Genomic DNA, 26880 nt, shown 5'->3' on the forward strand with positions numbered 1-26880 from the left:
ACAAAATACTCAAATATTGAAGTATTTATCAAAAGTAAGGTCGGGGGCCCCGAGCTAACACGTCGTGTACATTGTGACGACAGAGACGTGCAAAACCAACGAGAGGAGTGTGTCCTGTAATCGGTTCCCTCTACGTCTTTCTACATCGTCCATGTACACCTTAGTGTACCTAAAAATCAAAGCGGCTGGTGGACCTCTATGGACCTTAATGAATGATAAGTTATTGATTTTTATTTATTTTAGGCAATAAAAAAGACGTCCGTGGACGTCTTTGAATATAAAATTGGTGGAGCTGGCGGGAGTCGCCTTCAAGTCCCTTAAAAATCAGTAACTTCAATAATTTAGGGTGTTTGTGTTTTTTGAGAATAACCCTTTAGTACCGCATTTTAGTACCATATGAAGCTAGTATCAATATGTAAGCGCAGGTTCAAAAGTATGGATGCCAGTTCAGTTCCTCATTAGGGAGTTGAACCGATATCTATACTGAGCTAATCATTTAATCTGACTTGTAAGGACGTTAATCTTTTCCAACTGCGACGCACTGAGTGAGCGCCGCTTCAGTTGCTCATAGCCTTTTAATAGCCTGTTTTGTTGGCGTCGAATTTGTCGCTCATTTCGCTCTTCTTTTGCGTTTAACCACTTTTCAAACTGGGTTTGCATCTGCTTGATGAGTTTTTCAATTTTTAGGGCTTCAGTGGCTTTTTGGTGCTGGTATTGCCAAGTTGATAGCCTGCGTCCTCTCTCTTTTTCAATTGGCTCATAGCTCCGGTAGTCGATGCCGACATGTTGCAGCACTGCACTGTTGAATGTTTGTTTAATGACTTTTGTAGCTTTTTTCTGTTGTAGCTCAGTGAGGACACGATTACCAACAACTTTACCTATCATTAAATGCACATGGTCGCCACTACCTTTGTTTCCTTGTTGCTCCTGCTGATGCAATACTGCTCGAATTTGTTGTCTGTATTGGGAAAATTCAGATTTGTTGAGTCGACACAGTTTTGCTAAAGCCAATGCGCATTCTTTTACAATGGATTGCCACTGACTTTTAGTAGGTCGGTAGCCTTTTGGTAGTGTGAGGCAATATTCCATCGCATAGGTCGCTAGAGGTCGTCCTCCACGACGATTGTAGAGCTGTTGGTTAAGTCGAAATTGCTCACCAGAAATTGCAATTCGATTTGAAGTTTCGGTGCAACCGAATAGGGAAATGAGAGCCTCGGTGTGTTTGTGATTTACGTGCTTCGGGTCTAAATAATCACGTTCTCTGATTAACACGCCGTCGCTAGCGAGGCGCACGGGTTGTGTCGTTACAGTCCAGTTTTTAAGCATATTGATGTGTTTTCTATAAGCTTAGAAACTAAACTCAATGATTTCAAACAACTAGCATCTAACCTGTATACCCGATGGTTGGTTCCAGATAGGACAACTCACTTCGTTCCTTCGTTGTCCACTGGTAAGAAGGGGATTCCCTTCTTAACTACCCTTCATTTGTAGTTGATGATTTATGTTATTACACTTGAAGAAAAACTATGAATCATAATTCTCCAATAGCACTGGCTGTAAAGCTTGAAGAATGCCGACAAACAACGATAGACGATTTAGTTATCAACTTGTGCATCAAAGCTGCGTTCTTAACTAATCAAGATATCAAAAAAAACTCAAGCCGATACCAATGGGTTGTCAAACTTACAGAGCACTGTAAAGATGCGATGGCGTTGGAAGACGTGATAGAGGGGGAAGTTAGTGAGCCTCTTAACCCCTCAGATTGGGATTCTATTATGGCAAGTAAGAAGAAACAGGCTGATGAAATCGTCGAGATAATAGCTAAGCAGGTTATGTTAGCAATCCCTAATTATAGAGACTAATAGGTTGGTTGATGCAATAGTTTGCAGTGACTCATACCCGATCTGACGATGTGGATGGTGTAATTCGACCTGAGCTAGCCGTTACCGCCTTCAGAAGCGTTAAAGTGGCCGCTTTGGTTTGTCGGTCGAAATCTACCTATCGGCGAACTTTCCTCAGTCTGAACAGTAATGCGGCACCACTTATCAAGGTGTCGCAGATGGAAACTTTTGAATATAATGTATGATACGCCCCAATTTGAACGCTGATAACTCAAAAATAACGGAGCTGATTTGCGCCAATGTATTCAGAGTCTGATAGAGGCCGTTCATCAGGCTCAGCTCTACGATGGGACCTGCGCCAGATTGTCCTAAAAAGCGTGAAAGCACTGTGGATGCTGTTATGTCCATAAGGTCTTCAATTTGGCGGTTTAACCGTTTTGTCATCTTTAAATATCATTTGCAAATCTAGACTAGGTTCTTATTTCAAAGGCCTTGTGGGATACTATAAATTACCAAGCTATCCTAGCGAGCTTTTTTGCCAAAGATACAAGCGCTACATTAAATGGTTTTCGCTGTTTTAGTTCGAGCAGCCAAGAGCCAAAGTACTTTTCTGCTGATACATCTCGCCACATGACAGCTCTCGAAGCTCTTTGTTCCCGTACTTGGATATTCCGAGCATGTGCGGCTATTCTCCCGTAGAGTACTGGTATGGAAGCAAGCCTAGACAAGCGGCAAAGTTGCGACCATTTTTAAATTCACCGCATAAGACCTATTTGCGTGAAATCATCCACGGTATTAAGTAAGAGTTTGACAGTCAATGGCATTCTCAAGCAAGATTTCTTGCTCTATCTATGCAAGAACAGAGGGGAGTTGTCAGACTTGGTAAAGGAGAGTGTCGATATTTACAACACACTAAGGCCGCACCTTAGTCTAGGAATGAAAACCCTAAATGAGATGCATAAAAAAGCCAGTAGGCAGTACCCACTGGCTGCTGTTTAAAACCGTCAACGTATTTAGGATGGGTCACATTCGCAATGAACATCAGATCATAATTAAACCCATTTTTGTATCTAAATGGTTATTTAGTTCTTAAGAACTTGTATTTTATTAGAAGTTSATTGTACCCCAAACCACGAATAGAGTCGGTGCGATGTAAATCAGTGGCTTTAAACCTCGCGCAATACCAAAACGGCCCTCTTGAACTTCTTCAAAAGAAATATTGGCAATCACCGCACAAATGGTTTGCACTGCGATAGCTGCAACAGCAAATGACAAAATGGCGGCAATGGCACTGTCAAATGAAATCCCCATCATTTTCCACGCCACATACGTCATTGCGCCCACATTTGCTCCACAAACAAAAAACGACACCTTAAGCTGTTCTTTCACAGCCGCAATTTCTTCGGCTGACATTTTTTCAAAGACAGTGACTTCTTTTGTCGACGTGAAAAACAACCCCTTTACCGTTCGCGTGCGTCTTTTCGGGTTGGTGAAATGCAGAAGATAGAAAAGCACAACCGCACACAAACAAGTTATGCTATATCCCGTCATGATGTTTTGCTGTTGCCTATTCGGATCAATACCAAACTTCACAGCTTCAATCGCGCAACCCAACCAAAACAGAGCACAAATTCCTAGTAGAACTTTCCCCCCCAAGTTCGAAGTAATCTTGGGGTCAATGTGCTTTTCTAGCGAAGTCTTAGAGTTTGACAACGAAGAACGCGCAAAACCAATTACTCCAAAGAGCACTGTAACCAGCGTTGTGTAAAAAGGCACAACAAAGAACGCATATAAAGCTGTCAGGAAACAGAACATTTCCAAACCCTTGTCAAATCTAATACTAAAAGACATCAGGGCTAAGAATATAAAGGCTAAAGGCAGCGCCACAATTGTGCATACCGCATAGTAAGTCGTGTTACGTTCGGCGGAACCATCAAGAATGGCCTTTACGTATGGTGAGTAACATCGGATACAAACACCTATCACAGCCAAAAATAACCAAACGCTAACTCCACCAATAACTTGAGCCGGAAGCCATGCAATAATCTCATAGGCGCTGGCGTTTGAAAAATCTATGTAGTCCCAGCCTCTGGATAAGCGGCTCTTGAACAGTTCCTCGACAAGGAATGGATTCATCGCTGTATAGGAGGTTGTGAGCGCTACAAGCACTAGCCCAATAATGCCGGACAACATATTGCCTCGCGTCATTGATTTCCTTGCCATGTTGAAAACTTCCCCAACGATTGGGATTCCTGAAAAAATGGTAAAACGTTTTGAGTAGAACACGATGAAAGCCCCTTTGTTCTTTGATGAAAATCTTTTGGCCGCCACTTGAAATTAGAATCAACGGCTACTCTGGCCAAAAGTAAGAGTCGAATGCTTTTAGAGGCGCACTGATTGAATCAACAAGATGTGGTAAATGAGCAATGTCATTTAAAAACTGCCCCTGTAAATAAACCACAGGCTGAACGCTAAGCAGCCACTTGTAGGTCCCATAAGCGATCACTGCCGCCTGCGTATCACTCGGTTGACCGAGCAGATAGAAGATTGGTACAAACATTAATGCGGCAAACCATATTGTCTTGATTGACGTTCGTAACAGTAAGTCTCGATTAGCCCAAGGCCAACCGTCGAAAGAAGAAGCCTTATGCGCGAATCCAAACTCGGTTAAACGTATCAATACAGCCCATCCCAATAACCAGTACAAATAATTATCAAGAAGATTAAGAAGTACTTCTACTGAAGGCGACACTGCGTTAACGAAGTTAATCGCAATAGATGTATTTGCAGGCACCATTGGCAGAACCTCAGCATGCCAGCCCAACAAACGAGGCGCGTTTAAGACTAGAAGCACAATAGCTAACAAAATTAATGTGTTCAGAATAAATTTAGATTCAAGCGCAAATGCCCTTTGGACCATGAAGCCGTTTAACTTGGCTCGGTAAACAGCCTTAATCCCTTTTGATATTGGCGCTTCTCCGCCACCTTGAATTGGACCACGAACTAGGACCATAGACAGTAGTTTCACAACTGAGAACACCGAAAGCACAACCGACAAAACGAGTGCGATACACGGAATCAAAATGGCGCGAAGTGCATTTTTTCCGATCGTTTCAAGCTCTCCTCCGTCTTCGAATGAGGACAACTGCCCCTTAATATTGTCATTCATATGATCGACTTCGGTTTCAATAAAAGCGTCTCTTAACGCAGCATAAAGTTCAGCATCGCCCCAATTGAAGCTAAAGCCAGTGACATAGTAATCCCCCATCGCAGCTTTAGCTTTCTTTTGTATGTCGGCATGCCTTTCGAAGGTTGAGAAACGACGAATGTTTGGCTTCATTGATTTAATGCCAACATCAGATAGCTGATTTCGTAGTGTTTTTTCAAACTCAATTATCGTCAGGTGTTCTAGCCATGCATGCGCCTTAGCTGCTGGGTAAAGTTGAAAAGATCCTTTAGGAAGATCCATTTCTTTTTGCATGCTACGGTTAAGGTCTGAATATCGATTTCTTGCTTGCTCAATGAATCTTTTAGCTGAACCGCGAGTCAAAGCACTGCGACCATTTGTCGTTAGATAGCGTCTGAGTTCTACGAGGCTTCGCTCTACATTTGCTTCGTACTCTCGTTTCACGCGGCGATTGCGCAGCGAATACCCAGCCTTTTCTACCTGAGCTTCAACATCTTTTCTGACATATTCAGTACTTGCTTGTTCATAGAGTTCGCGCCACTTATCATCAATAACAAAGTGCCTTAGGTTACGATCTCGCTCTTTATGTGCTTCTGCGTACTGGCTAAAGGCCTGCTCGATATCTTGCTTGCTACGGTAAAACGTTGGGAGGATGTCTGAATAGAAAATAACGTTGTAACTGTTGCTCGCAATCGATAATAAAATGGATTGAAGCTGATCCATCGCACCTTGTTTGAAGTCTTGATTGTAAAGGAATCCTGCAGAGAGCAGCGATAACATCACTTTCTGCTCAATTTGCTCATCCACAGATTCACTAAACGAAAATGACTTGCTCGCCAGATCTTGATTATACAGTCCTTTCTTTACGGTGTTGACCAGCACGGCGTCTCTTCGAACTTCTGCGGAACTCGGCTCAATTAGCAATCGTTCGATAGCGGCCTTTTGGCCAAAATAGACCGTAGAAAACACCAATAGGAAAGTAACACTTTGGCCACTCCAACTAATGGGCTTTCTCAATTTGTTCGATAAAATAGAAACAAGGAGTTTTGTAAACAACAAACCTGAACCAAATCCGGATATTAAACGCCCGTAGATTTCTACTCGATGAATGTCGCCCATGTTTGAGGAAGGGTCGATCACCGTTGACGTTAATATTGCATGGAAGCTCGATTCGAAACCGAGATAAGCCAGTAGTGCTAGAACAAATAGCGTTTGCTTGGTCGCAATGTGATTTTTTAGTTTTCCTGTAATCGACTTAAGGGTTGAGTGCGGCATTGTATTTGTCATTACTCACCCGGAAAAACCAAGATAACTTGAGATTTTTGCGCTTCTATCACACCACCTCTTTCGGTTTTCACCCCTTCTTCAACATGGTATGTGCCTTTACTCGACCTAGGTATTAACCCTTCGGCCCTTTGTTTTGGCACTTCATTGCTGGGATTACCGCGTTTGTTTGAGCTTGGTGGCTTGGCCTTCGACATCAGGTCATCAAGCCTCTTCTTATTAATGTACTCACGCTCATAACCTTGAATAATAGGAATGTATTTCCCGGCATCGATCGCCCTCATGTAATCCCAGAATGAGTATTCATAAGGAAAAACCTGATCATTGTTGGCTGTATCCGTCGTTTGGTATGCATACATAAAGCAGTATCCTGCTACCTGCTCTTTCATTTCTCTACAGGTTTCAAAGCGCTGTTTTCCGCTTGTATTCAGTTCCGGGATCAGCTCCGCCAAGGTTTTATCGGCAAAGTTCTCAGGAAGATGTTCATACCATTTAGACTGGCTAGGTTGTGTGCTTGCACAACCTGTAAATAAGAATGTGAGAGCCAGAGCTGAATAAAAACGTAGATGTTGACCCAGCGAACACAATTGCGTAATCGCTTTGAACTCAATTGAAGATAAAGTCATTAGAACCCTGTTTGTTACTACCTAATTACAGTTAATGAGATTAATATTTGCACTAATTAAATATTTAAGAGGATAGGATTTGTGAGGAATAGGGACACCGTCGAAGAGGCATTGCCCTGACAGCAACGCCTCTGGAAGCTGCTATCAGGGCAAATGTATAGTGCTTCGTTACTACCAGCTATTCGGGCTGATAAGATCAGCCGCTGTGCCGCCACCCAATGCGTAGAATATCGAGAAAAACGACCACACAACCCCCAACCCGCAACATATGACGACGATTCTCATTATGTCAGTGAATAAAATCCAAGGGTTATCGATAACATCTCGGATGTAGTTTGAAAGTTTACTGATCATCTTACCTCTTACTTATACGTAACTGCTACGTGTAGCCATGGAGTGTGCTGGGTTACATATACTAATGGTTAGTCAAAGAGAATCAAGGGTAAATTGCTGATAAATGGCTGGTTTTTAACCGTAAGAATGGTTTTTGTTAATGCTATTACACAAGCGTCTAGTGGGGCGTTCAATCCGATCAATTCATTGCCCCGATTGCAAACCATAATGAAGGTTTAGATATCGTAAATATCGGAACAGACTCTTTTAAACTGAATAATTTTCACTCCATTCGGGTGATAAAGGTCTGCTCGTCATCCACAAAACCTACCGTAATAGATAAACACTCGACCACGCCCCTCAGCTAGGCAGGCAAACTGTGGATTCAAATCTTCTTCGTTATCTGGGCTTTGAAAAGTGCCAGTATCGGTAATTACGCCGTTGAGTATAGGCAAATATCCATAAGTGCGCTTGGTTTGAACAGTCAGGCTCAACTCGTTGGCGTTAGAGAAGCAAGAGGGGATCGCACCGGTTTCTTCGATAAACATAGTTTTCAGGTCTTCAAAGCTGTAATCACCAGCTAGTCGATGCCGTTAACATGATGGATAACAAAGAGTTTCTCGGTAATTCTGATGCGGGGATTTTATCACTATCAGGAGTCATGAAAATCATCCGCAGACATTATTGCCACGCAGCGTGTTGGCAATGTCCAGAGCTGTTTTTGTAATTTTTGTTGGTGTTGCTGAACCATTATGTGCCTATGGATTTGGTTATGATGCTAATTGCCTATATCTTACCCAAAATCTAGGTTTTTGTCTTTGAGTACCATAAATGCCACAGTACAAAAATATTCTGGAATAGGGAGTTAGATGTTTTTGAGAGGAGACCTGAAAAGGATGTTATTTTTTTTGGGGGGGGGAAGGGAGCCAGCGTTAATGACTGGCTCAAGCTCTAGGACATTACGTTCTTTACGTTTTTTTAATCAACTGAAAGAACGGAATAAACGGTTATAGAAGCTAGATGTTGGTGATGAGGTAGTAAAATTTTTTACGCCCAGTTTTGCCTCCCACTTTAAAATCAATTAGCCTGCCTGAGAGCTTATCAATGATTTCAATACACTTGTCACGACCATAGTTGGTATGTTTGACCAAATGATCCCTTAGTTCTGTTTTGTCTGATTCAGTGGTGCTAAGTAGCGTTGTAATGAGTGAAACAGCATCTTGATACTGATTGATAAAGTGAGTGTATTTGTTCTCTTCGTCACGCAAAATCTTCTCTTGAGAGTAAGTCTCAGAGTCGACGTTGTAGACAGAATCAACCATATCAACGTAAGGCATGTCTTTTGACTTCTCATAAACGTATGTGAGTTCGAGGGCATTGTTGCCTCGAAGCTTCTGGTTGGTCAGTTTTATGTATTTAGTTTGTCGTCCTGTTTTGTCAATTTTCTCGTCTTCAATGTCCATCATGTAGATACAATCGACATCTTCCATGAGATCTGATGTTCCAGAGTAGACAAGATTGTTATTCATATCTCGATTTTTGTTGGTATGGCCTAGGCCGATAAATGTGCCACCTTTGAGAATGAATTCGCTCACTTTGATACCAAATGTGCGCATGTTCTTTTTATCCATGGTATCGGCAAACTTTTTCAGTGTATCGACAATGATAACGACATTCTTTGCGTCGTTATCGGCAGCCAATCCATCCAAAACACCAAGTAGTGAATGCGATTTAAAGCCGTTGTAGCCGGGAACGAGCGAGTGAACTCCAATACTGGCCAAGATTTCGGTTTTTTCAATGATACCATTCTGAGAATCATCAGCATTAACGTAGAAGACAGATAAGCCATGGAGGTGACCAGCGCAATGGGCTTGTTTTAGGTGATGGATTATTAGTAGTGTTTTACCTGCATTCGGTGGTGCGAACAGGATGTTTGATTGCCCCTTGAGGACGAATCGATCAAAAACAAAGGAGCTTTCAGCTACTTCTTGTTTGATTTGTGCTAGGTCTTCGTTAATAGAAAAATTCGTAAGCAATTTCATCGTTTTTGTTTGATTATGGTTGTTTTTCATTTTGGTCATATAACAGTTTATGTTTGTTTATTTATGGAGACGCCTCCCCAACGATTTGGGGAGGGATAATTGAGAATTTAAATTAAGAGTTAAGCGGCTACTTTCTTTTGTGCGTAAGGAAGTACAGAAGCTGTATGTGATGTACCGATCATGTTTACCACAGGAGCAAGAAGGCTAGGGCTGTATTGCTCGCTGTAGGTATCAAACGACTCAGAATTATGTTTATGACCAACAATACATTCTATTATCTCTTTAGAGACACCTAACTGTTTAAGCTCATTGATGAACGTGTGTCGGAAAGAGTGCGCATCTAACCCTTTACCGAAACCCAATGAATACCTGCGACGTTGAAACCACTTCGAAGCATTGTGTGAGTAGTACCCTTTAATAAGTGGTAGCTCTGGGAAGAGGCGACCACTACTCTTTGAATTTACGAATGCTAAGAAGCCTTTTGCAATCAATTCATTATGAATAGGGATCAGCCTGATAGATGAACTATTTTTCACACTTTGCCCCTCGAAGTTATCCGAAATATTTAGACACTCGACACCATCTACTTGCAGTATGTCATCAATGGTTAGTTGGCAAATTTCGTTCAGCCTTGCCCCTGTGTAGCGCCCCAATAACGGTACCCAATAGTAATAAGGGTGAAGGTAGCTATGCGATTTGTAGTCCTTCATTTTGAAAATGGCAGCAAGGTGTTGGTCGGAGAAACATAGGCGTTTCTTGCCACCTTTTTCACTCTTTTTTGGAAGTCGATAGAATACATTGTCCTTAATGTATCCATGATCTTTGCTCCATTTAAGAAAAGTAGAGAACTTTTCGATTATCCCTTTAATGGTTGTAAGGGAAAGGCATGGTTTAGGCGTTGGCAATGCAGCATTTTTGAAGATTACGTCGTACCCTGTTAGTCCCATAAACTCAGAGTGTTTCTTTGCGTTCGTGGGATAGTGGCTCAAGGCGTCTCGGACGTTTTCAGCGCCAGAACGATCAAGCTCGTTTAAGTCATCAAAGCAGATGAGGTTCAATACTCTCGTAAGAAGCTCATGATCTTGCTGGATGTTTATTAGCTTAGATTTCCCGAGTTTGATACGTGAATCTGTGTAAGCATCTAGTAGTTCTACACCTGTTAGTGGTTCTAGTGTCTTATGGCTTCGTGGCACTGGAATTTTAAGGTTGAGGATAGCTTCGAGGTTTGTATTATCGCTGAAATTGGAGCGTAAACCTTGTGCCACAGATGAGGATAAATTCATACTAGTTCCTAGTGATTAATTGCTTTCCAATTAATCTAAGAAGACCTTTCACGCCCGTAAAGCAAAAAAATGGTAACCTATGAATCTCATACATGTATGCAAATTTAACTGCAACATGTTTTTTAAGTTTTTGTTTTTAATGTGTTTATTTGGTTGTTTAGAGCTAATTGCTCAAAGGGTGAGCGAATTGAATTTTTTTTGGGGGGCGTGAAATCACGCCCAAAACTAAAGCCAAATAGCAGTTTAAGAGGTGGCTAGTGGCACTAAGTTGAATAGTTTTGCACCTTATCTAGTGGGCGGGGATCAATCAGGTTTACGACAGTCTTCACTTGCTCAATGTTCAGATCCTTCCCGTATCGGTCGTAGGTAATGTTATTTTGGGAGTGACCGAGAATTGCTCCGGCAGCAATATGGGAAACCTGTTGCTGCTTAAGTTGTGTGGCAACGGTATGGCGGAAGGAATGAAAGTCATACCCTTTCGCAAAACCTAACCGAGTCTTGAATCTGCCGAACCATTTTGAAGCCGCACTACCGAAGCCATCCTTTGAATCCTTAAGCTCTGGAAATAATCGATCGTGTTGAACAGAGGTTAAATAATCAATAAAGCCGATATCAATTAGTCGTTGATGGATTGGTACAATTCGGCGACTGGTTAAGTTCTTTAGTTTCTGTCCCTCAAACCTATCATCAATTTGGAGTACCCAAATTCCTTCCTGTCTATATATATCCGCTTTGTAAAGCTGACAGAGTTCATTTAGGCGGGCACCAGTGAAGTATCCAAGTAGTGGAAGCCAGTAGTAATAGGGGTGCTTAAAATCTCTCTCACAATGAACTGGAGTGCCGAATAGCTTATGCAGGTCGGCAGAAGAATATGCAGATTTTGCAGCGCTATCCTTTCGTTGCTTTTTAAACCTGATTGCTTTGAAGGGATTGATATCAGTCAGTTCATTGAGAACACAGCATTCAAAAAAGCCAGACATCTTTTGGCTATAATCTTTGACGGATTCTTCGCTGAGTGTAGGCAACCCAAGCTCTTTGTTAAGTTTGATCGCCTGAGTACCAGATAGTCCGCTGAACAGGCGGTGCTTTTTAAGGTTTGTAGGGTAGCGGCGCAATAAATCGATAACTTGTTCGGCATCGGTTCGCCTAATCAGCGCAAGCTGTTTTTTATTAAGTAGATCTAAAACTACGTTGCATTTTGCTTGCAGCATCACCACTGACTTGTCGGACAGGTGAGCACGCTTGTATTTAATGAATAGGTCTAGAGCATGTTGAGGTGTGTTGTTTAAACGTTGCTTGGGTCTTTGCACTGCAATCGATTTAGGTGGCGTTTGAACCTCTAGTTTATTATTTTTGCTAGAAGGGGTAGGTGAAGTAAGGCTTTTTCGTATTTCTATCTCAAGTTGCAACGCATGGATCGTTGCAACTTGTTTATCTGACGTTTTAAGTGAACGTTTGATCTCCTTGCGTCCATCGAATAGGTGTCGATGCTCTGAGGGAATCTGAAAACGGAACTGCCAAATGCCAGATTTTGAGATATGTAAATAGCGCATGTTTTAGTACCAAAATGTAGTACAAACAGCCTAATATCGAAATTCTGAATACAAAAAGGGCGGTAAATCAGTGACTTACCGCCCTTTCCAATCGATTGGTGGAGCTGGCGGGAGTTGAACCCGCGTCCAGAATCAGTCTAACCAATGGCGCTACATGCTTAGTTTGTCTTTAATCTCGTCAGTGTGCTGCGGACAAACACGCCACACAAAGACATACCCGACTTAGATTTAACGCTTCAGCTTTCGGGTCAAAGCATCCACGCGATCCTGTTTGGTTTTGACTATCCTTGATCCCCGTCCTACAGGCGAAGGCTAGGGAGGATAGGCACTCAACAGGTTATTAAGCTGCTAGTGCGTAGTTTTCGTCGTTTGCGACTATTTTTTTGCGGCTTTTTACGAGGCCAACCGCCCCTCGGCATGCTCCACGGGCCTTCTCAATCCTGTCGAATCCTGAATCAGCCCCAGAGTTTGGACGGCAGAGTCTAACATATTGATCTGCCGCGTCAACGATTAACGTGCTGCGTTTTTCATGATTCTGGCTTTTTGACGTTGCCAGTCTCTGTCTTTCGCGGTATCGCGTTTATCGTGAAGTTTTTTACCTTTTGCTAAGCCGATTTTGAGCTTGGCGAAGGATTTTTTCCAGTACAGGGAAAGAGCCACGACTGTGAAACCATCCCGGTTAACTTTTCCGATCAAGGTATCAAGCTCACGACGCTTAAGCAAGAGCTTGCGTGTACGCTGAGGATCAGCCACCACATGGGTGGAGGCCACATTAAGCGGGGTGATGGTTGCCCCGAACAAAAAGGCTTCCCCGTCTTTCAGCAACACATAACTTTCGCTGATATTGGCTTTACCGGCGCGGAGAGATTTTACTTCCCAGCCTTGTAGCTCAAGCCCGGCCTCAAAGTCATCTTCGATGAAGAACTCATGGCGAGCTTTTTTATTCAGCGCGATGGTGTTACTGCTTGCTTTGTTCTTTGCGTTTTTCTTAGCCATAGTGGGCGCATTATAAAGGCTATGTGTTGAGGAATGAAAGGATTATCGCACGAGCCTGAGTGATGCGCATCTGTATTTGTCGATACACGCGTCTGCACGCTTTGGTGAATAGATGCGGCGGTGGTATGATTTCGCGGTTAACTTGCAAGGAGTCCTTATGCCGCAAATTATCCGCTCGGCTTTAGTGCCCTACAGTGCTGAGCAAATGTTTGCCTTGGTGAATGATGTTGAGGCCTATCCACAGTTTTTGCCTGGGTGCGTGAGCACACGCTTGATTGAGCACACTGACACAACCATGGTGGCATCGTTAGACGTGGCGAAGGCAGGCATCAAGAAAACCTTTACGACCAAAAATTACTTGGTGGAAAACACGCGCATTGATATGACATTGGTCGATGGGCCATTTAAACGGCTGAGCGGAGGTTGGCGTTTTACACCGCTTTCCAGCGACGCCTGTAAAATTGAGCTCGATCTTGAATTTGAGTTTACCAATCGATTAGTTGAAGTGGCGTTTGGTCGTATCTTCAGCGAGCTAACAAGTAGTATGGTGAAAGCATTTACTGAACGAGCGAAAACGATCTATGAGTGAAGAAACACTACTCCGTGTTGAGGTGGTCTACGCATTGCCGAATGAACAGCGGATTTTTAATTGTGTGGTGAAACCACAATCGACCGTTGAAGAGATTATTCGCCAATCTGGTGTGCTTAAAGCTTACCCAGAGATTGATTTAGACAATAATAAAGTCGGCATCTTCAGCCGCACCGTGAAGCTGGATGCACAAGTGCGTGATGGGGATCGTATTGAGATTTATCGCCCACTGCAGGCGGATCCCAAAGAAATTCGCCGACGCCGAGCGGAACGCGCGAAGCAAGAAGGAAAAGCGGATCCTGTTACGGGCGGACGCGTGGATACCCAGCGCAAGCGCTCTTAACGCCGTCAACGGCTTTCGCAACGAACATGAAAAAACGCCGACTCTCGGCGTTTTTTGTATCAAGAGAGCGCGGATAGTTGTCTTGTTAACGCATTAGTCTCGATAGACGTGTTGTAAAAAATGCATCAAACGTTCGGTAACTCGTTCTGGTTGCTCAAGGTTGGCAATATGTCCTGCCTCTGGGATCAGTGTGAGCTCCGCGCCTGTGAGCTCATCTTGCATCAAATAGCTCTCAAGCGGCGGACGGGCCACATCGTGTTGCCCCACCATAATCAGCACGGGCAATGCTAATTTGGCGAGAGCATCGATTTGATCGCGACGGTCAAAGGTAAGACGGCCAATACGCGCGACGGCGTTAGCGCGATCGCCTTCAAGTTGCTGGAGCGAGTGATGGAAAGCGTCGACGAAGTGCGGTTGCTGTGCCAGCGTGGCGGGGGCGAAAAACAGTGGCACGATGGCGTCGAGAAGCGGCGCGGGGACATGCTGGACTTGCTCGATAGTGGTGAGCATTCCCATGTATTTTTGGTGCGTTACCTCGGGCTCGCGACCGACAAAGGTGTCCATTAACACCAATGCTTTCAAACGCGAAGGCGCTAACTGAGCAAACTCAACGCCCCACATTCCGCCAACGGACAGACCAATGAGCGTGACCTGTTCAATGTTGAGGTGATCGAGCAGTGCGAGCATATCTGCCGCAATATCAGCGAGCGAGTGTGTCTGCTCGGGGGCATCGTCTGAGTCCCCGTGGGCCCACAAGTCAGGCACAATGCAACGGTAATGGCGACTTAACACTTCAACCTGAGGCGCCCACATGGCACTGTCCCACAGGTAGCTATGGCCGAATAACAGAACAGGCCCTTGTCCAACATCTTGGTAAGCAAGGCGTTTTCCATGGTGTTCGAAGATATGTTTCATAGTGTGATAGCTAAGCGTAAAAGCTTAAGACTACCATGAACGCGAAGGCATAGGAGCTCCGCGCAGTGGCGATACCGCGCGGAAACGTGAATTATTGGACGGCTTCGAAAAAGCTTTCACCCGGCGTGAAGTCACCATCGACCTTGACTAACTGGTTGTTGTCATCAAAAGAGAGCACGAGATCTTTTTGTGTTGGTGCTTGGTGACCAGGCTGTTGCCATTGGACAAAATACCACGTGTTTGGGTAGCCAGATTCGACCAGCATAGGAGGGCCGAGTAAGAACTTAACCTGCTCTTTGGTCATGCCAAACTTAAGTGAGTCTACGGCTTTTTCTTCAATGTAATTGCCCTGATTGATATCGACGCGATAAACCAGTTTCTCGGCGTAAGAACAGCCAGTAATGGCAATTGCCATTAGGGCAGCAATGGCGGCTTTAGTCCAACCCATAGTTAACATCTTCACTGTCTCGTTGATGGCAAATAATATCACTCACACGCAAATCGTTCCGTGGATACAGGCTTTTTCGTCCCTGACGAAAGGCGAATGAGTATAAACAAGCTCGGAATATATGTAAAAAACCTGCTCGCGACTAGCGATTGGATGGGAAGAATCGAAAAAAGTTCGCCCTAAAAAGAGAAAAAGGCGACACGCTCACAGGTTTGTGAGGTGTCGCGAATCGTTGAGTGCCATAGGTTGACGCATGCTATGCGGCAACCAGCAAGTCTTCGGCATTGGCCAGCGTACGTTCGGTGATCTCGCTACCGCCGAGTAGGCGTGCCAGTTCATTGATGCGTTCTTCGCGGGCCAACGGATACATACGGGTGGTCGTGGTGCCTTTTTCTGTTTGCTTGGCGACAAACATTTGCTGATGCCCGCATCCGGCGACTTGTGGTAAGTGTGTTACGCACATTACTTGGGTCGATTGGCCCAATTGACGCAGTAACTTACCGACAATCGCCGCTGTTGGACCACTGATACCGACATCGACTTCATCAAAGATCAGACTCGGGGTTTCCACTTTTTGGGCGGTGATCACTTGAATGGCTAATGAAATCCGAGATAACTCACCGCCAGAGGCAACCCTTGCGAGCGGTTGCAGCGGTTGACCCGGGTTGGTTGACACCAAAAAGGCCACCGCATCTCCCCCTAAGGGACTTAGATGAGTGTCGGCTTTGTTTTCGACTTGGATTTCAAAGGTACCGTGCTCCATGCTCAGTTGGTGCATGCTTTGCGTGATCAGTTTATTGAGCTCACGGGCATAACGACGTCGGCTTTTACTGAGTTTTTCTGCCGTGTCCAAACAGGCGGCAAAATGCGCATCCACGTCGGCTTGGAGCTGCTCAATCGCCTCATCATTATGGGCTAACTTATCCAGTTCTTGGATCAATTGTTGGTGCGTTTGATAAAGCGCTTCGGGTTGCACATGATGTTTGCGTGACAATCTCATAATCGTGCTCATGCGCTCATCAAGATATTGTAAGCGTTGCGGATCCATGTCTAACCGGTCGAGGTAACTGGTCACTTCTTGACTCGCTTCTTGCGCTTGAATGCGCGCTTCTTCGATAAGTGTGGCTAAGGGCTCAAATTGACTGTCCAGTGTGGCCAGTTCAACCAAGCGTTGCTGCGCGGCATTTAAAAGGTTGAGCGCGTTAGCGTCTTCGTTATCACTGAGCAAATCCACGACCGCTTGGCTTGTCATCGCAATATCGCCGCTGTTTGATAAGCGCTTGTGTTCTTCTTCAATCTGCTGGTATTCCTCTTCGCCTAGTGCCAGCTCGTTCAATTCGCCGACTTGATATTCCAGCAGTTGTTGCTGGGCATCGAGATCGTCTTTTTTCTTGATCAGTGCCTTTAACTCGTTTTTAGCACGACGCCAACGTTGGTAGCGAGACGCCATCTTATCAAGCAGTGATTGGTGTCCGGCATATTGGTCGAGCAGGGTGATCTGGTGTTCTGGGCGCAACAGTTGTTGGTGAGCGTGTTGGCCATGGACATTAATCAGTAGTTGTCCTAAGGCTTTTTGCTGTGAGGCAGGGACAGGGTTACCGTTAATATAAGCACGAGAGCGGCCTTCCTTGGTAATCACGCGACGAAGAATACAGTCGTCGCCGTCTTCAAGCTCATTATCTTGCAACCAACGACGCGCGGCACTGTTTTGTTCGAGGGTAAAACTGGCGGTGATCTCTGCGCGTTTTTCACCGGGACGCACCATATTGGCGTCCGCGCGGTCGCCTAGGCAAAGGCCGAGTGCATCGATAGAAATCGATTTACCTGCACCTGTCTCTCCGGTGATCGCCGTCATTCCTTTACTAAACTCCAACTCCAAGGATTTCACGATGGCAAAGTTTTGAATGGTCATATCGGCTAACATAGGAAAACACCTGTATCTATCAACAACTGTGTATAGATACAGTATATACTGTTTTTACATCCAGTGAATATGTAAAAAGAAGAATTGTTCCTTCTGGGAGTTTCCGCACAAAAATTGCACACCAAAAAAGCAGGCGAACCTGCTTTTATGCCCTTTTACGGCAAGGGAAGCGATTAGAAGAGTTTCGACGACCAGCCTAGCTTGGTGCGTAACGTGTTGTAATAATTGTAATCTTTGGGATGGATAAGCTTCAGCGTGGCCGGGCTTTTATAAATATGCACTTCGTCGCCAGGGTTCACAGGAAGAGAGACTTGTCCGTCGCAACTGACTTCCAGCGTGCCGCGGTTATCGGGCGAAACCAGCAGTTTAATGCGGCGGTTGCCATCGACGACTAACGGACGGCTGGATAGGGTGTGAGGGAACATAGGGACCAGTGAAATCGCGTTTAGGCTCGGAGAGAGAATTGGGCCGCCTCCCGATAAACTGTACGCCGTGGAGCCGGTGGGGGTTGAAATAATGATCCCGTCGGAGCGCTGAGAAAAGGCAAACTGTTCGTTAATGTAAACTTCAAACTCAATCATATGCGCCACTTGCCCTGGGTGGAGCACTGCTTCGTTCAATGAGGCATTATGACTTTTGACTTGGTCATGACGGTGGATCTCGGTTTCGAGTAAAAACCGATCTTCTTCCATATATTCACCGCTCAAGACGGCTTCAAGCGCGTTTTCGAAGGCGTCGGGATCTAAGTCGGTCAAAAAGCCTAAATTGCCCCGATTCACTCCAATCACCTTGATGTCACTGCGCGATAACACGCGTGCAGCGCCCAGCATGTTGCCATCGCCCCCAATCACAATGGCTAAGTCAGCATGTTGACCAATCGTAACAAGATCCAAGTAATGCGCATCGGGTAATCCCAAATTAGTACTAAGACGCGTATCAATGCACACCTCATAACCACGCTCGGTGAGCCAATGATAAAGGCTAATGTGTGTGTTCACGGCCTCTGGGTTACGAGGCTTACCGATAAGCGCAATGCGTGTAAAAGGTGTCGACATAATGCGGATCCTGTGTCTATTTGTGCCCAGTATAACGCGGCAAAATCGCGATTGTCGTGATTTGGGTTGGCCTGATGGTTGAATCGTGAATATTCATCCCCATAATAACCCCGTCAATCAAGTTGAATAGTCCCAGTGGCGTGCTGGGCAATGCCATTTGTGTCGGAGTGATCATGAGCGAAGAACAGAAAGTGAAGCAAGAGCAGGAAGCCGTAAAACAAGCGCAAGCTGCTGAAGCCAAAAACGCAGAGCAGGCCACTGAGCAACAAGTGAGCGGTAGTGCGGCGGATATCGAAGACGCCGAGACCGAGGCCATGATTGCACGTATTACCGAGCTTGAAGCCGCACTTGAAGCCAGTGAAGCGAAAGTGAAAGAGCAGCAAGACAGCGTGCTGCGTGCCCGTGCGGATGTCGACAATATGCGCCGTCGTACTGAGCAAGAAATCGATAAAGCGCGTAAATTCGCGCTAGAGAAGTTTGCCGGTGAGCTGTTGCCCGTGATTGATAACATGGAGCGTGCTGTCGAGATGGCGGATAAAGAAAACGAAGCCATCAAGCCTATGGTTGAAGGGGTGGAGCTTACCCTAAAAACCATGACTGATACGGTTGAAAAGTTCGGCCTGAACGCAATTGATCCGCAAGGTCAGCCATTCAATCCTGAACTGCACCAAGCGATGTCAATCCAAGAAAGCGCTGAGCACGAGCCAAACACCGTGATGATGGTGATGCAAAAAGGTTACGAGCTAAATGGTCGCGTCGTGCGCCCAGCGATGGTGATGGTATCTAAAGCACCACAAGGCAACGTTGACGAAAAAGCGTAACAAGGTCTGACGTCGAAAACGTCAATAAATACAGGCCTTTTTGTCAGCCACTCGATATAAAAGGCCTAAAAAATGCGGTTTTTTTTATCGCAGACCTTGAAAACAAGCATGCTGCCCTTATTTAGATTGCAGCGTTAAATAAAAATTTGCGGTGAGGGGTTGAACCTCTCACGGTTACCCCCACATAGGGTGTAACGCAATAAAGCCACAGAACGAATTTCGGAGAGCACCAGATGGGTAAAATCATTGGTATTGACTTGGGTACAACCAACTCATGTGTCGCTGTACTAGACGGTGAAAAAGCACGCGTGATTGAAAACGCAGAAGGTGATCGTACAACACCTTCAATCATCGCTTATACACAAGACGGTGAAACGCTAGTCGGTCAACCTGCAAAGCGTCAGGCGGTGACAAACCCAGAAAACACCCTGTTCGCGATCAAACGTTTGATCGGTCGTCGTTTTGAAGACGAAGAAGTACAGCGCGACATTAGCATCATGCCATACAAAATTGTCAAAGCTGACAATGGCGATGCGTGGGTTGAGGCGAAAGGCCAGAAAATGGCTGCACCTCAGGTCTCTGCTGAGGTTCTGAAGAAAATGAAGAAAACCGCTGAAGACTTCCTCGGTGAGGAAGTGACTGGCGCGGTTATCACAGTACCTGCTTACTTTAACGACTCTCAGCGTCAAGCAACTAAGGATGCTGGTCGTATCGCAGGTCTAGAAGTTAAGCGTATCATCAACGAGCCAACTGCAGCCGCACTGGCCTATGGTCTAGACAAGAAAGGCGGCGATCGCACTATCGCAGTTTATGACTTGGGTGGTGGTACCTTCGATATCTCTATCATCGAAATCGATGAAGTAGATGGCGAGCAAACGTTCGAAGTACTGGCGACTAACGGTGACACGCACCTAGGTGGTGAAGACTTTGATAACCGTCTGATCACTTACTTGGTCGACGAGTTTAAGAAAGAGCAAGGCATCGACTTGCGTCAAGACCCATTGGCGATGCAACGTCTGAAAGAAGCGGCAGAAAAAGCGAAAATCGAGCTCTCTTCTGCGCAGCAAACTGACGTTAACCTGCCTTATGTGACTGCGGATGCTACTGGTCCTAAGCACATGAACATCAAGGTAACGCGCGCCAAGCTTGAGTCTTTGGTTGAAGATTTGGTTCAACGTTCTCTTGAGCCAATGAAAGTTGCTCTGGCAGACGCTGAGCTGTCTGTTGATGAAATCACTGATGTCATCTTGGTAGGTGGTCAAACCCGTATGCCAATGGTACAGGCGAAAGTTGCTGAGTACTTCGGTAAAGACCCACGTAAAGACGTGAACCCTGATGAAGCGGTTGCTGTTGGTGCGGCAGTGCAAGGTGGTGTACTGGCAGGCGACGTAAAAGACGTGCTACTGCTTGACGTAACGCCTCTGTCACTGGGTATTGAAACCATGGGCGGTGTGATGACCAAGCTCATCGAGAAAAACACCACGATCCCAACTAAAGCGAACCAAGTGTTCTCGACGGCGGAAGACAACCAAAGCGCGGTAACTATCCACGTGATTCAAGGCGAGCGTAAGCAAGCCATGCATAACAAATCACTGGGTCAGTTTAACCTAGAAGGCATTCAGCCTGCGCCACGTGGTGTGCCACAAATCGAAGTGACCTTCGATCTTGATGCTGATGGTATCTTGAACGTGTCTGCGAAAGACAAGCAAACGGGTCAAGAGCAGAAAATCACCATCCAAGCGTCTGGCGGCTTGAGTGATGAAGAAGTTGAGAAGATGGTTCAAGAAGCAGAAGCGAACAAAGAAGCGGACAAGAAGTTCGAAGAGCTCGCCACTGCACGTAACCAAGCGGATCAGCTGGTTCACGGCACCCGTAAGCAAGTTGAAGAAGCCGGCGACAAACTGCCAGCAGAAGACAAAGAGAAGATCGAAACAGCGATCTCTGAGCTTGAAACTGCGCGCAATGGCGAAGATAAAGAAGCCATCGATGCGAAAGTACAAGCACTGGTCGCGGCTTCATCAAAACTGATGGAAATTGCTCAGCAGCAAGCACAAGCTGAGCAGGCGCAACAAGACGCCGGTGCAGATTCAGCGAAACAAGACGATGACGTCGTTGACGCTGAGTTTGAAGAAGTCAAAGACGACGACAAGAAATAAGCGAAAGCGCTGTCGTTAGTAAGCACGGGCGTAGGGGAGCAATCTCCTTCGCCCGTCGTTTTATCAAACCGTGATTTGAACGTCTTTGTTTTGTTGACGTAAACAGGTGCAGTCAGACCATGTCAAAAAGAGATTTATATGAAGTGCTCGGTCTAAGCCGCGATGCGAGCGAGCGCGATATTAAAAAAGCCTATAAGCGGCTGGCGATGAAATATCACCCAGACCGTAATAAAGGCGAAGATGCCGCTGACCAGTTCAAAGAAATTAAGCTGGCGTACGAAGTGCTGACCGACCCACAAAAACGCGCTGCCTATGATCAATATGGCCACGCAGCCTTTGAACAAGGCGGTATGGGTGGCGGCGGCTTCGGCGGCGGTGGTTTCGGCGGTGGCGCTGACTTTAGCGATATTTTTGGTGACGTATTCGGCGATATATTCGGCGGAGGGCGTCGCGGTGGTCAGCAACGCGCGCAACGTGGTGCCGATCTGCGCTATAACATGGAGCTAACGCTTGAAGAGGCGGTCCGTGGCGTCAGCAAAGAGATCGAAGTCCCGACCTATGTAGGCTGTGATACGTGTCATGGCAGCGGTGCCAAACCTGGCTCGCAAAAGCAAACCTGTGGTACCTGTAATGGTATTGGTCAGGTGCAAATGCGCCAAGGTTTCTTTGCTGTGCAGCAAACCTGTCCAACCTGTCATGGTAGCGGCTCCATTATTAAAGACCCTTGTAACAGCTGTCATGGTCAAGGTCGTGTGAAAAAGACCAAACACCTGAATGTGAAAATTCCAGCTGGCGTCGATACAGGGGATCGAATTCGTCTATCAGGTGAAGGTGAAGCCGGAGAAAACGGTGCCCCAGCGGGTGATTTGTACGTACAAGTACACATTCGTGAGCACCATATTTTCACCCGTGATGGTAATAATCTTTACTGCGAAGTACCGGTTAGCTTCACAATGGCCGCACTCGGCGGCGAAGTTGAAGTGCCGACATTGGATGGCCGTGTAAGCTTGAAAGTGCCGGCCGAAACGCAAACGGGTCGTATGTTCCGCATGCGTGGCAAAGGCGTACAATCCGTACGTGGCGGCGGTATGGGTGATCTCATTTGTAAGCTGGTGGTTGAAACTCCTGTCAAATTGAGCAGCCGTCAAAAAGAGCTTTTACAAGAGCTTGAAGAGTCATTCAGTGGAAGCGAAGCGAAAAAGCATAAGCCAAAATCAGAAGGCTTTTTCGATGGCGTGAAGAAATTCTTCGATGACCTTACCGGTTAATGAATACCACTTGTCTAAAGAACAACTAAAGTGATGAATAGCCAGCCCCGTGCTGGCTATTTTTTTATCCTTTAGTCGGAGCTTGAAGATGGGGAAGCGGGCAGTCTTTATGGTTCGATTGCGCGGCGATTAGGCCACTCGGGTAAAGGGTTAGTGCACCACAGGGGTCTTTCTCCTGCGAGGTTTCTTGACGCGGCGTGGCAGTGACATAATAGCTTTTTGTTTGCCCATGCACTGCAAAGTTGTAGCGTTGAGATAGCTGACAGTTTTCGCACAACTTGTCTTTTAACTCAGTTTGGTCGCTGGCGTTAGGAAACGATTGATGGGTAATAAAATGATCCTCTACCCATGCTTGTAACTGGACCAGGTTACGCTTTGCATGTTGCCTTTCTTGTTGCTGTTTGTAATGAGAATAGACGGGTAACGCAATGCCGACTAGCGTAGCAATAATGGCGACCCCAAACAGTAATTCGACTAATGTCACGCCTTTTTGTAAGCGTGAGATACTGTTAAAGCTCATTTTTGTTAGCCTCTCGAAGACTCTGTCACTAAACGGTCATCCAGCCTAAGGCAGTGGTACTCTCATCATCAATCGGTGGGCGATTAACTTGGGAGGCAGTATGCGTTTTACCCTTCATCTTAGGCGGCTTTCTCATGGCTTTACTTTAATTGAGTCACTGATTGCGCTGGCTGTGGTCGCGATTACCTGCAGTGTTGCGTTTCCTAACTTTCAAAAAGCGCGCCAAGCGACGCTGGTTGCTAACGACAGTGCGGCACTCACCAGTTTGTTTCAATTAGCACAAAGCCGAGCCGTTGAAGAAAATCGTCCGTATGTTGTCAGCTTCGTGAGTGAGGATGGGGTGGATTGCATTGTTGCCAAAGCAGAGCCAGTGTCCACAGCCCGAACATCAGCAGGCCGACAGCCAACGTCTCTCGACTGTCACCAAACCCAAGCCTTGATGGTGAGGTTGGATAAACAGGTCACGCTAAAAAGAAAAGTTAAAGAAGAGTGGCAAGATGTAGAAGAAGTAGACGCAGACGAAGAATCACCCGGACTATTTACGGTTGACTTTCGCACCCAGCGGCCAAGCCTCAACCTCACACTGGGATTAAGCACCGACAACAGCCAACAGCCAGACTATATCGTGCAAGTCCGTCAGTACCTTGGTTTCAGCTATTGTAAAAACAAAGACAACACAACTTGCCGTACTGAGGGTGAAAAAGATGCGAGTAGTTAATCAGTGGGGGTATGGCTTGCTCGAACTGCTTATCGGTTTATCGGTTAGTTTAATGGTCATGTTAGCGGCATTATCGATGATGACGTCTGCCAGTGTGACTCAAACCCGTCTTGATGCGAAGACTAGCTTGTCCCTTGAGCTAAGCCGCTTACTGACCATGATGGAGGCAGATATTCGTCGAGCCGGATTGTGTTATCAGTGTGGTGAGACAGCAGCGTTCCAAGTAGATAAGCATCTGATTTTGATTGGCGACACTGGCAGCAACAATCAGGGGCAATGCATTCGGTTTGCCTACCAACAGACGGGCGTCGTTCCTCAGTTGGATGCAGGAAAAGATGATGTCAAAGGCTTTCGGTTTGATGCTGATAAGCAGGCTGTAGAAATCTACGAGAACCACGACGACACATCCAACTGGACGTGCCAGTCCGGTTACTGGCGAGATATTTCTTCACGCAACATTGTGATCGATAACCTGACTTTTGAGCGCGAAGAAGTGAGTACGCCTAATGATCGCATAGTTACCGCCCTAACTATCACCTTATCTGCTGCATTAAAAGAGGCCCCACACACGCAAGAAACCCTATCTCGTACTCTGGTATTACGCAACACAATGAGGCAGTTATGAGGAAGACACAAACCGGTATTGCAACGCTCGTTGTGGTGGCCAGTATTGCTTTGATTGCACTGTTGATAGTGTTTGGCGTGAGTCGGCGTGCGATTAATGATATCCAGCAAGCGCAGGCACGAATTAAAACCCAAGAGTACCTCTCTCGGGCTTGGGCGGGGTTAGATTGTGCGGTGGCGAAAATTTATCAAGAGGGCCTCGACCTCTCATCCGGTGAGGCGGCCGAAGGGCTGACTCAATTATCAGAGTGCCAAGGTGTGGCTGGAAGTCGATTAGAGCTAGCGCCTTGGCCAAACAATCCCTCGTTGTGGCGGCTAAGTAGTCACTCACATCAGCAGGAGGTTGGAGTCACCTTGCAAAGCGCGGGAGGCGGTCGCGCGGCGGCATTTGTCACGTCAGGTTCGGCGTTATTTTACGGCGGGAATGACTGGCGGCCGGCGAAGGGCAAAAAACGTGACGATGATAGCTATGAATGTCAGTCCATTATTGCCGGTGGTGAGGTGAAAATTAGCCCCAAAAAGCCAGATCAACCAGATAAAAGTAATCAGGGGAATCACGAAAGCAAAAACACATTTACCGTCCACTTAGAAGAGGGTAAAGAATGTGCAGATGAGTATAAAACTAAAGTCGAGTATGGCGAAGTTGCGGATAGCCGCGATGAGACAAGGAAGCTGCTCAGAAAAGATGTACAAACCAATGTGAAGGACATGGATCTTTTCCAAGACTTTTTTGGTGTCCCGCGTTCACAGTGGCGGCTTGCCAAACAGCAGTTTGAGGAAAAAGGCGGAACCATCGTTGAAACGCATGGCGATGCATCGAAATGTTATGAATCGGTCTACAATGCGATGGAACAGGGGCGCGGACAACTTAACGTGAAAGTCTGGGTCGATGGGCCTTGTGATTTAAGTCGTGGAGGAGAAGAGAATTTGCCGAGTGGCCCACACGTCCCACCTGTGTTGTTGGTTGTACAAGATGGTATTATGGCACTTCGTGGTACGATCGATCCCTTTAACGGCGCAGTGTATCAGTTTAACCCCACTATTCAGGCCAATGAATTTGCAAAACAGTGGGGGATGACTGAGAAAGGAAGTTCGGCCTCCTGCTCTTATCCCGCCACCGAAAACACTCAAGTGCTTTGTCAAATAATCACTGGAAATGTCAACACGTTTGATGAGGCAAGCCGTGTCCCCTTCTGGTTTGATGGTAGTTTTAAAACCAATGGTGCATTTATCATCGATGTACCTGATGGCAATACCGTCATTAATGGCTCGTTGGTTGCTAATTATGATGATGGTAATAAGCGTGCTAGTTTTGAGGGGCTCGGACAGTTAAGGCCCTTACCCAATAGCTATTACAACCTAACACCACCCAGTGGAGGGTAAAGGCGATGAAGTCTCAATCTGGCTTTTCATTTTTAGAGATAATGATTGCGCTGGTGCTGGTCTCTGTCACGGGGTTAGGGCTGTATAGCCTCACCGCAGAGATTGAAGCTCGGCAATATAATGCTCGGCTAGCCGAAGGAGCCATGCATATTGCCAGTGATCAACTCGCCCTTTGGCAGCGCATCAACACTGATACACCATGCTCAGCAAACAATGGAGAAATGATTGGGCTTTCAAATATTGCTGGGTGCTTGATTGAAACCAAAGAGACGCCTTACCAACTAGAAGCGAAAACCACGAAAACCTTGATGGGGGAGACAGGCCCTTATGCTAAACAGTTGGAAGTGATTGTAAGTTGGAAAGATAGCCGAGGAATTTCCCAGTCGTTAACCTTTTATTTTACCGCTTCTATCCATCGCCATGGTTAAACCCAGCCCCCTTTAACACACCCTTTTGTGTGTTTTTTGTGCGGTCGGTGTTTTTTCTTTAAAAACCCCTTGCGTCACAAAAATACATCTCTATAATGCGCTCCTCGTTGGCACGGCAAACCGCGCTAACAAACGGCAGCAAAGCCAAGTAAACAAAAAGCTTGACTCACTGCCTCGGTGGCGTAAAATGCCACTCCCGCTCAAGATTGAGCGATGCTCTTTAACAATTTGACCTATGCAATCTGTGTGGGCACTCGTTGAGAATAGACAAAAAGATTTATTCGATGAACTGAGTGACCAAACGACAACTTTTAYAGTTGTTCGGCACAGTCAATTCGTTTTTCTCTTYGGAGAGAAACAGTAATCAGTATTCATTGAGCTGAAACTTCGGTTTCGAAAAAACTTTAATTGAAGAGTTTGATCATGGCTCAGATTGAACGCTGGCGGCAGGCCTAACACATGCAAGTCGAGCGGAAACGGCAGTATTGAAGCTTCGGTGGATTTACTGGACGTCGAGCGGCGGACGGGTGAGTAACGGCTGGG

Annotated in this window: 23 protein-coding genes, 1 rRNA gene, 1 other RNA gene and 3 pseudogenes; 12 read left to right on the forward strand and 16 right to left on the reverse strand. The window is 45.9% G+C overall.

Annotated elements, in window-relative coordinates:
* Positions 1-492: 492 nt before the first annotated feature.
* Positions 493-1326, reverse strand: a complete 834-nt coding sequence (locus BZG84_RS02240; protein WP_077481550.1) for a hypothetical protein — start codon at positions 1324-1326, stop codon at positions 493-495.
* A gap of 200 nt (positions 1327-1526) precedes the next feature.
* Here BZG84_RS02240 and BZG84_RS02245 point away from each other — a divergent pair, with 200 nt between their 5' ends.
* The gene (locus BZG84_RS02245) at positions 1527-1862 is read left to right on the forward strand and encodes a hypothetical protein (RefSeq protein ID WP_077481548.1); all 336 of its coding nucleotides are present in this window, start codon (positions 1527-1529) and stop codon (positions 1860-1862) included.
* Between the two features lie 488 nt (positions 1863-2350).
* Here BZG84_RS02245 and BZG84_RS16375 read toward each other — a convergent pair.
* Positions 2351-2598, reverse strand: a pseudogene (locus BZG84_RS16375) (transposase); the annotation flags it as partial.
* Between the two features lie 56 nt (positions 2599-2654).
* Here BZG84_RS16375 and BZG84_RS16430 point away from each other — a divergent pair.
* Positions 2655-2840 (forward strand): annotated as a pseudogene (locus tag BZG84_RS16430) (IS3 family transposase); the annotation flags it as partial.
* A 108-nt stretch (positions 2841-2948) separates the two neighbouring features.
* Here the strand turns inward: BZG84_RS16430 and BZG84_RS02265 are convergent.
* The 9 genes and pseudogenes from BZG84_RS02265 to smpB form a co-directional block, all read right to left on the reverse strand.
* A complete protein-coding gene (locus BZG84_RS02265) occupies positions 2949-4049 on the reverse strand; it encodes a hypothetical protein (protein ID WP_077677957.1) in 1101 nt (366 codons plus the stop codon).
* A gap of 142 nt (positions 4050-4191) precedes the next feature.
* Positions 4192-6315: a hypothetical protein gene (locus BZG84_RS02270; protein ID WP_131826260.1), complete on the reverse strand. Its 2124-nt coding sequence runs from the start codon at positions 6313-6315 to the stop codon at positions 4192-4194.
* Positions 6315-6938, reverse strand: a complete 624-nt coding sequence (locus BZG84_RS02275; protein WP_077481540.1) for a hypothetical protein — start codon at positions 6936-6938, stop codon at positions 6315-6317. The genes BZG84_RS02270 and BZG84_RS02275 overlap by 1 nt, the downstream gene beginning before the upstream one ends.
* 616 nt (positions 6939-7554) lie before the next feature.
* Positions 7555-7851: pseudogene (locus BZG84_RS02280) on the reverse strand (cytosolic protein).
* 436 nt (positions 7852-8287) lie between these two features.
* Complete coding sequence (locus BZG84_RS02285; protein WP_241825745.1) at positions 8288-9343, reverse strand: AAA family ATPase; 1056 nt, start codon at positions 9341-9343, stop codon at positions 8288-8290.
* 89 nt (positions 9344-9432) lie between these two features.
* Entirely contained in the window at positions 9433-10596 is a 1164-nt protein-coding gene (locus tag BZG84_RS02290; RefSeq protein WP_077480978.1) for a site-specific integrase, read from the reverse strand.
* Between the two features lie 263 nt (positions 10597-10859).
* Positions 10860-12149: a site-specific integrase gene (locus tag BZG84_RS02295; protein WP_077677959.1), complete on the reverse strand. Its 1290-nt coding sequence runs from the start codon at positions 12147-12149 to the stop codon at positions 10860-10862.
* A 96-nt stretch (positions 12150-12245) separates the two neighbouring features.
* Positions 12246-12612, reverse strand: a transfer-messenger RNA (tmRNA) gene (gene ssrA, locus BZG84_RS02300).
* Positions 12613-12659: 47 nt separating this feature from the next.
* The gene (smpB, locus tag BZG84_RS02305) at positions 12660-13145 is read right to left on the reverse strand and encodes an SsrA-binding protein SmpB (RefSeq protein ID WP_069591156.1); all 486 of its coding nucleotides are present in this window, start codon (positions 13143-13145) and stop codon (positions 12660-12662) included.
* 157 nt (positions 13146-13302) lie between these two features.
* On the opposite strand from smpB, the gene BZG84_RS02310 reads away from it, so the two are divergent.
* Complete coding sequence (locus BZG84_RS02310) at positions 13303-13734, forward strand: SRPBCC family protein (protein WP_069591154.1); 432 nt, start codon at positions 13303-13305, stop codon at positions 13732-13734.
* Entirely contained in the window at positions 13727-14077 is a 351-nt protein-coding gene (locus BZG84_RS02315; RefSeq protein WP_077480974.1) for an RnfH family protein, read from the forward strand. The genes BZG84_RS02310 and BZG84_RS02315 overlap by 8 nt, the downstream gene beginning before the upstream one ends.
* A 93-nt stretch (positions 14078-14170) precedes the next feature.
* Here BZG84_RS02315 and BZG84_RS02320 read toward each other — a convergent pair whose 3' ends face one another.
* The 4 genes from BZG84_RS02320 to nadK form a co-directional block, all read right to left on the reverse strand.
* The gene (locus tag BZG84_RS02320; protein WP_077480972.1) at positions 14171-14992 is read right to left on the reverse strand and encodes an alpha/beta fold hydrolase; all 822 of its coding nucleotides are present in this window, start codon (positions 14990-14992) and stop codon (positions 14171-14173) included.
* A gap of 91 nt (positions 14993-15083) precedes the next feature.
* Positions 15084-15440 (reverse strand): outer membrane protein assembly factor BamE, encoded by a 357-nt coding sequence (gene bamE / locus BZG84_RS02325; RefSeq protein WP_069591158.1) that lies wholly within the window; start codon positions 15438-15440, stop codon positions 15084-15086.
* A 256-nt stretch (positions 15441-15696) separates the two neighbouring features.
* Positions 15697-17364: a DNA repair protein RecN gene (gene recN, locus BZG84_RS02330; protein WP_077480970.1), complete on the reverse strand. Its 1668-nt coding sequence runs from the start codon at positions 17362-17364 to the stop codon at positions 15697-15699.
* Positions 17365-17537: 173 nt separating this feature from the next.
* Positions 17538-18419: an NAD(+) kinase gene (gene nadK, locus BZG84_RS02335; protein WP_077480968.1), complete on the reverse strand. Its 882-nt coding sequence runs from the start codon at positions 18417-18419 to the stop codon at positions 17538-17540.
* Between the two features lie 173 nt (positions 18420-18592).
* On the opposite strand from nadK, the gene grpE reads away from it, so the two are divergent.
* The 3 genes from grpE (at position 18593) to dnaJ (ending at position 22664) form a co-directional block, all read left to right on the forward strand.
* The gene (gene grpE / locus BZG84_RS02340) at positions 18593-19240 is read left to right on the forward strand and encodes a nucleotide exchange factor GrpE (protein WP_077480966.1); all 648 of its coding nucleotides are present in this window, start codon (positions 18593-18595) and stop codon (positions 19238-19240) included.
* Positions 19241-19473: 233 nt separating this feature from the next.
* On the forward strand, positions 19474-21396 hold the full coding sequence (gene dnaK / locus BZG84_RS02345) for a molecular chaperone DnaK (RefSeq protein WP_077480964.1): 1923 nt from the start codon (positions 19474-19476) through the stop codon (positions 21394-21396).
* 119 nt (positions 21397-21515) lie between these two features.
* Entirely contained in the window at positions 21516-22664 is a 1149-nt protein-coding gene (gene dnaJ / locus BZG84_RS02350; RefSeq protein WP_077457704.1) for a molecular chaperone DnaJ, read from the forward strand.
* Positions 22665-22728: 64 nt separating this feature from the next.
* On the opposite strand, the gene BZG84_RS02355 is transcribed toward dnaJ, so the two are convergent.
* Entirely contained in the window at positions 22729-23184 is a 456-nt protein-coding gene (locus BZG84_RS02355) for a type IV pilin protein (protein WP_077480982.1), read from the reverse strand.
* 100 nt (positions 23185-23284) lie between these two features.
* Here BZG84_RS02355 and BZG84_RS02360 point away from each other — a divergent pair, with 100 nt between their 5' ends.
* From BZG84_RS02360 to BZG84_RS02380, 5 genes are all read left to right on the forward strand, one after another.
* On the forward strand, positions 23285-23902 hold the full coding sequence (locus tag BZG84_RS02360) for a pilus assembly FimT family protein (protein ID WP_077480962.1): 618 nt from the start codon (positions 23285-23287) through the stop codon (positions 23900-23902).
* Positions 23889-24527, forward strand: a complete 639-nt coding sequence (locus BZG84_RS02365) for a hypothetical protein (protein ID WP_077677960.1) — start codon at positions 23889-23891, stop codon at positions 24525-24527. Before BZG84_RS02360 ends, BZG84_RS02365 begins: the two co-directional genes overlap by 14 nt.
* The gene (locus BZG84_RS02370; RefSeq protein ID WP_077480958.1) at positions 24524-25909 is read left to right on the forward strand and encodes a hypothetical protein; all 1386 of its coding nucleotides are present in this window, start codon (positions 24524-24526) and stop codon (positions 25907-25909) included. Before BZG84_RS02365 ends, BZG84_RS02370 begins: the two co-directional genes overlap by 4 nt.
* 5 nt (positions 25910-25914) lie before the next feature.
* Positions 25915-26337, forward strand: a complete 423-nt coding sequence (locus BZG84_RS02375) for a type IV pilus modification PilV family protein (RefSeq protein WP_069591131.1) — start codon at positions 25915-25917, stop codon at positions 26335-26337.
* Between the two features lie 405 nt (positions 26338-26742).
* Positions 26743-26880 (forward strand): 16S ribosomal RNA (locus BZG84_RS02380); the annotation flags it as partial.

The sequence above is a fragment of the Salinivibrio sp. PR932 genome (assembly GCF_001996125.1).
Lineage (GTDB): Bacteria > Pseudomonadota > Gammaproteobacteria > Enterobacterales > Vibrionaceae > Salinivibrio > Salinivibrio proteolyticus.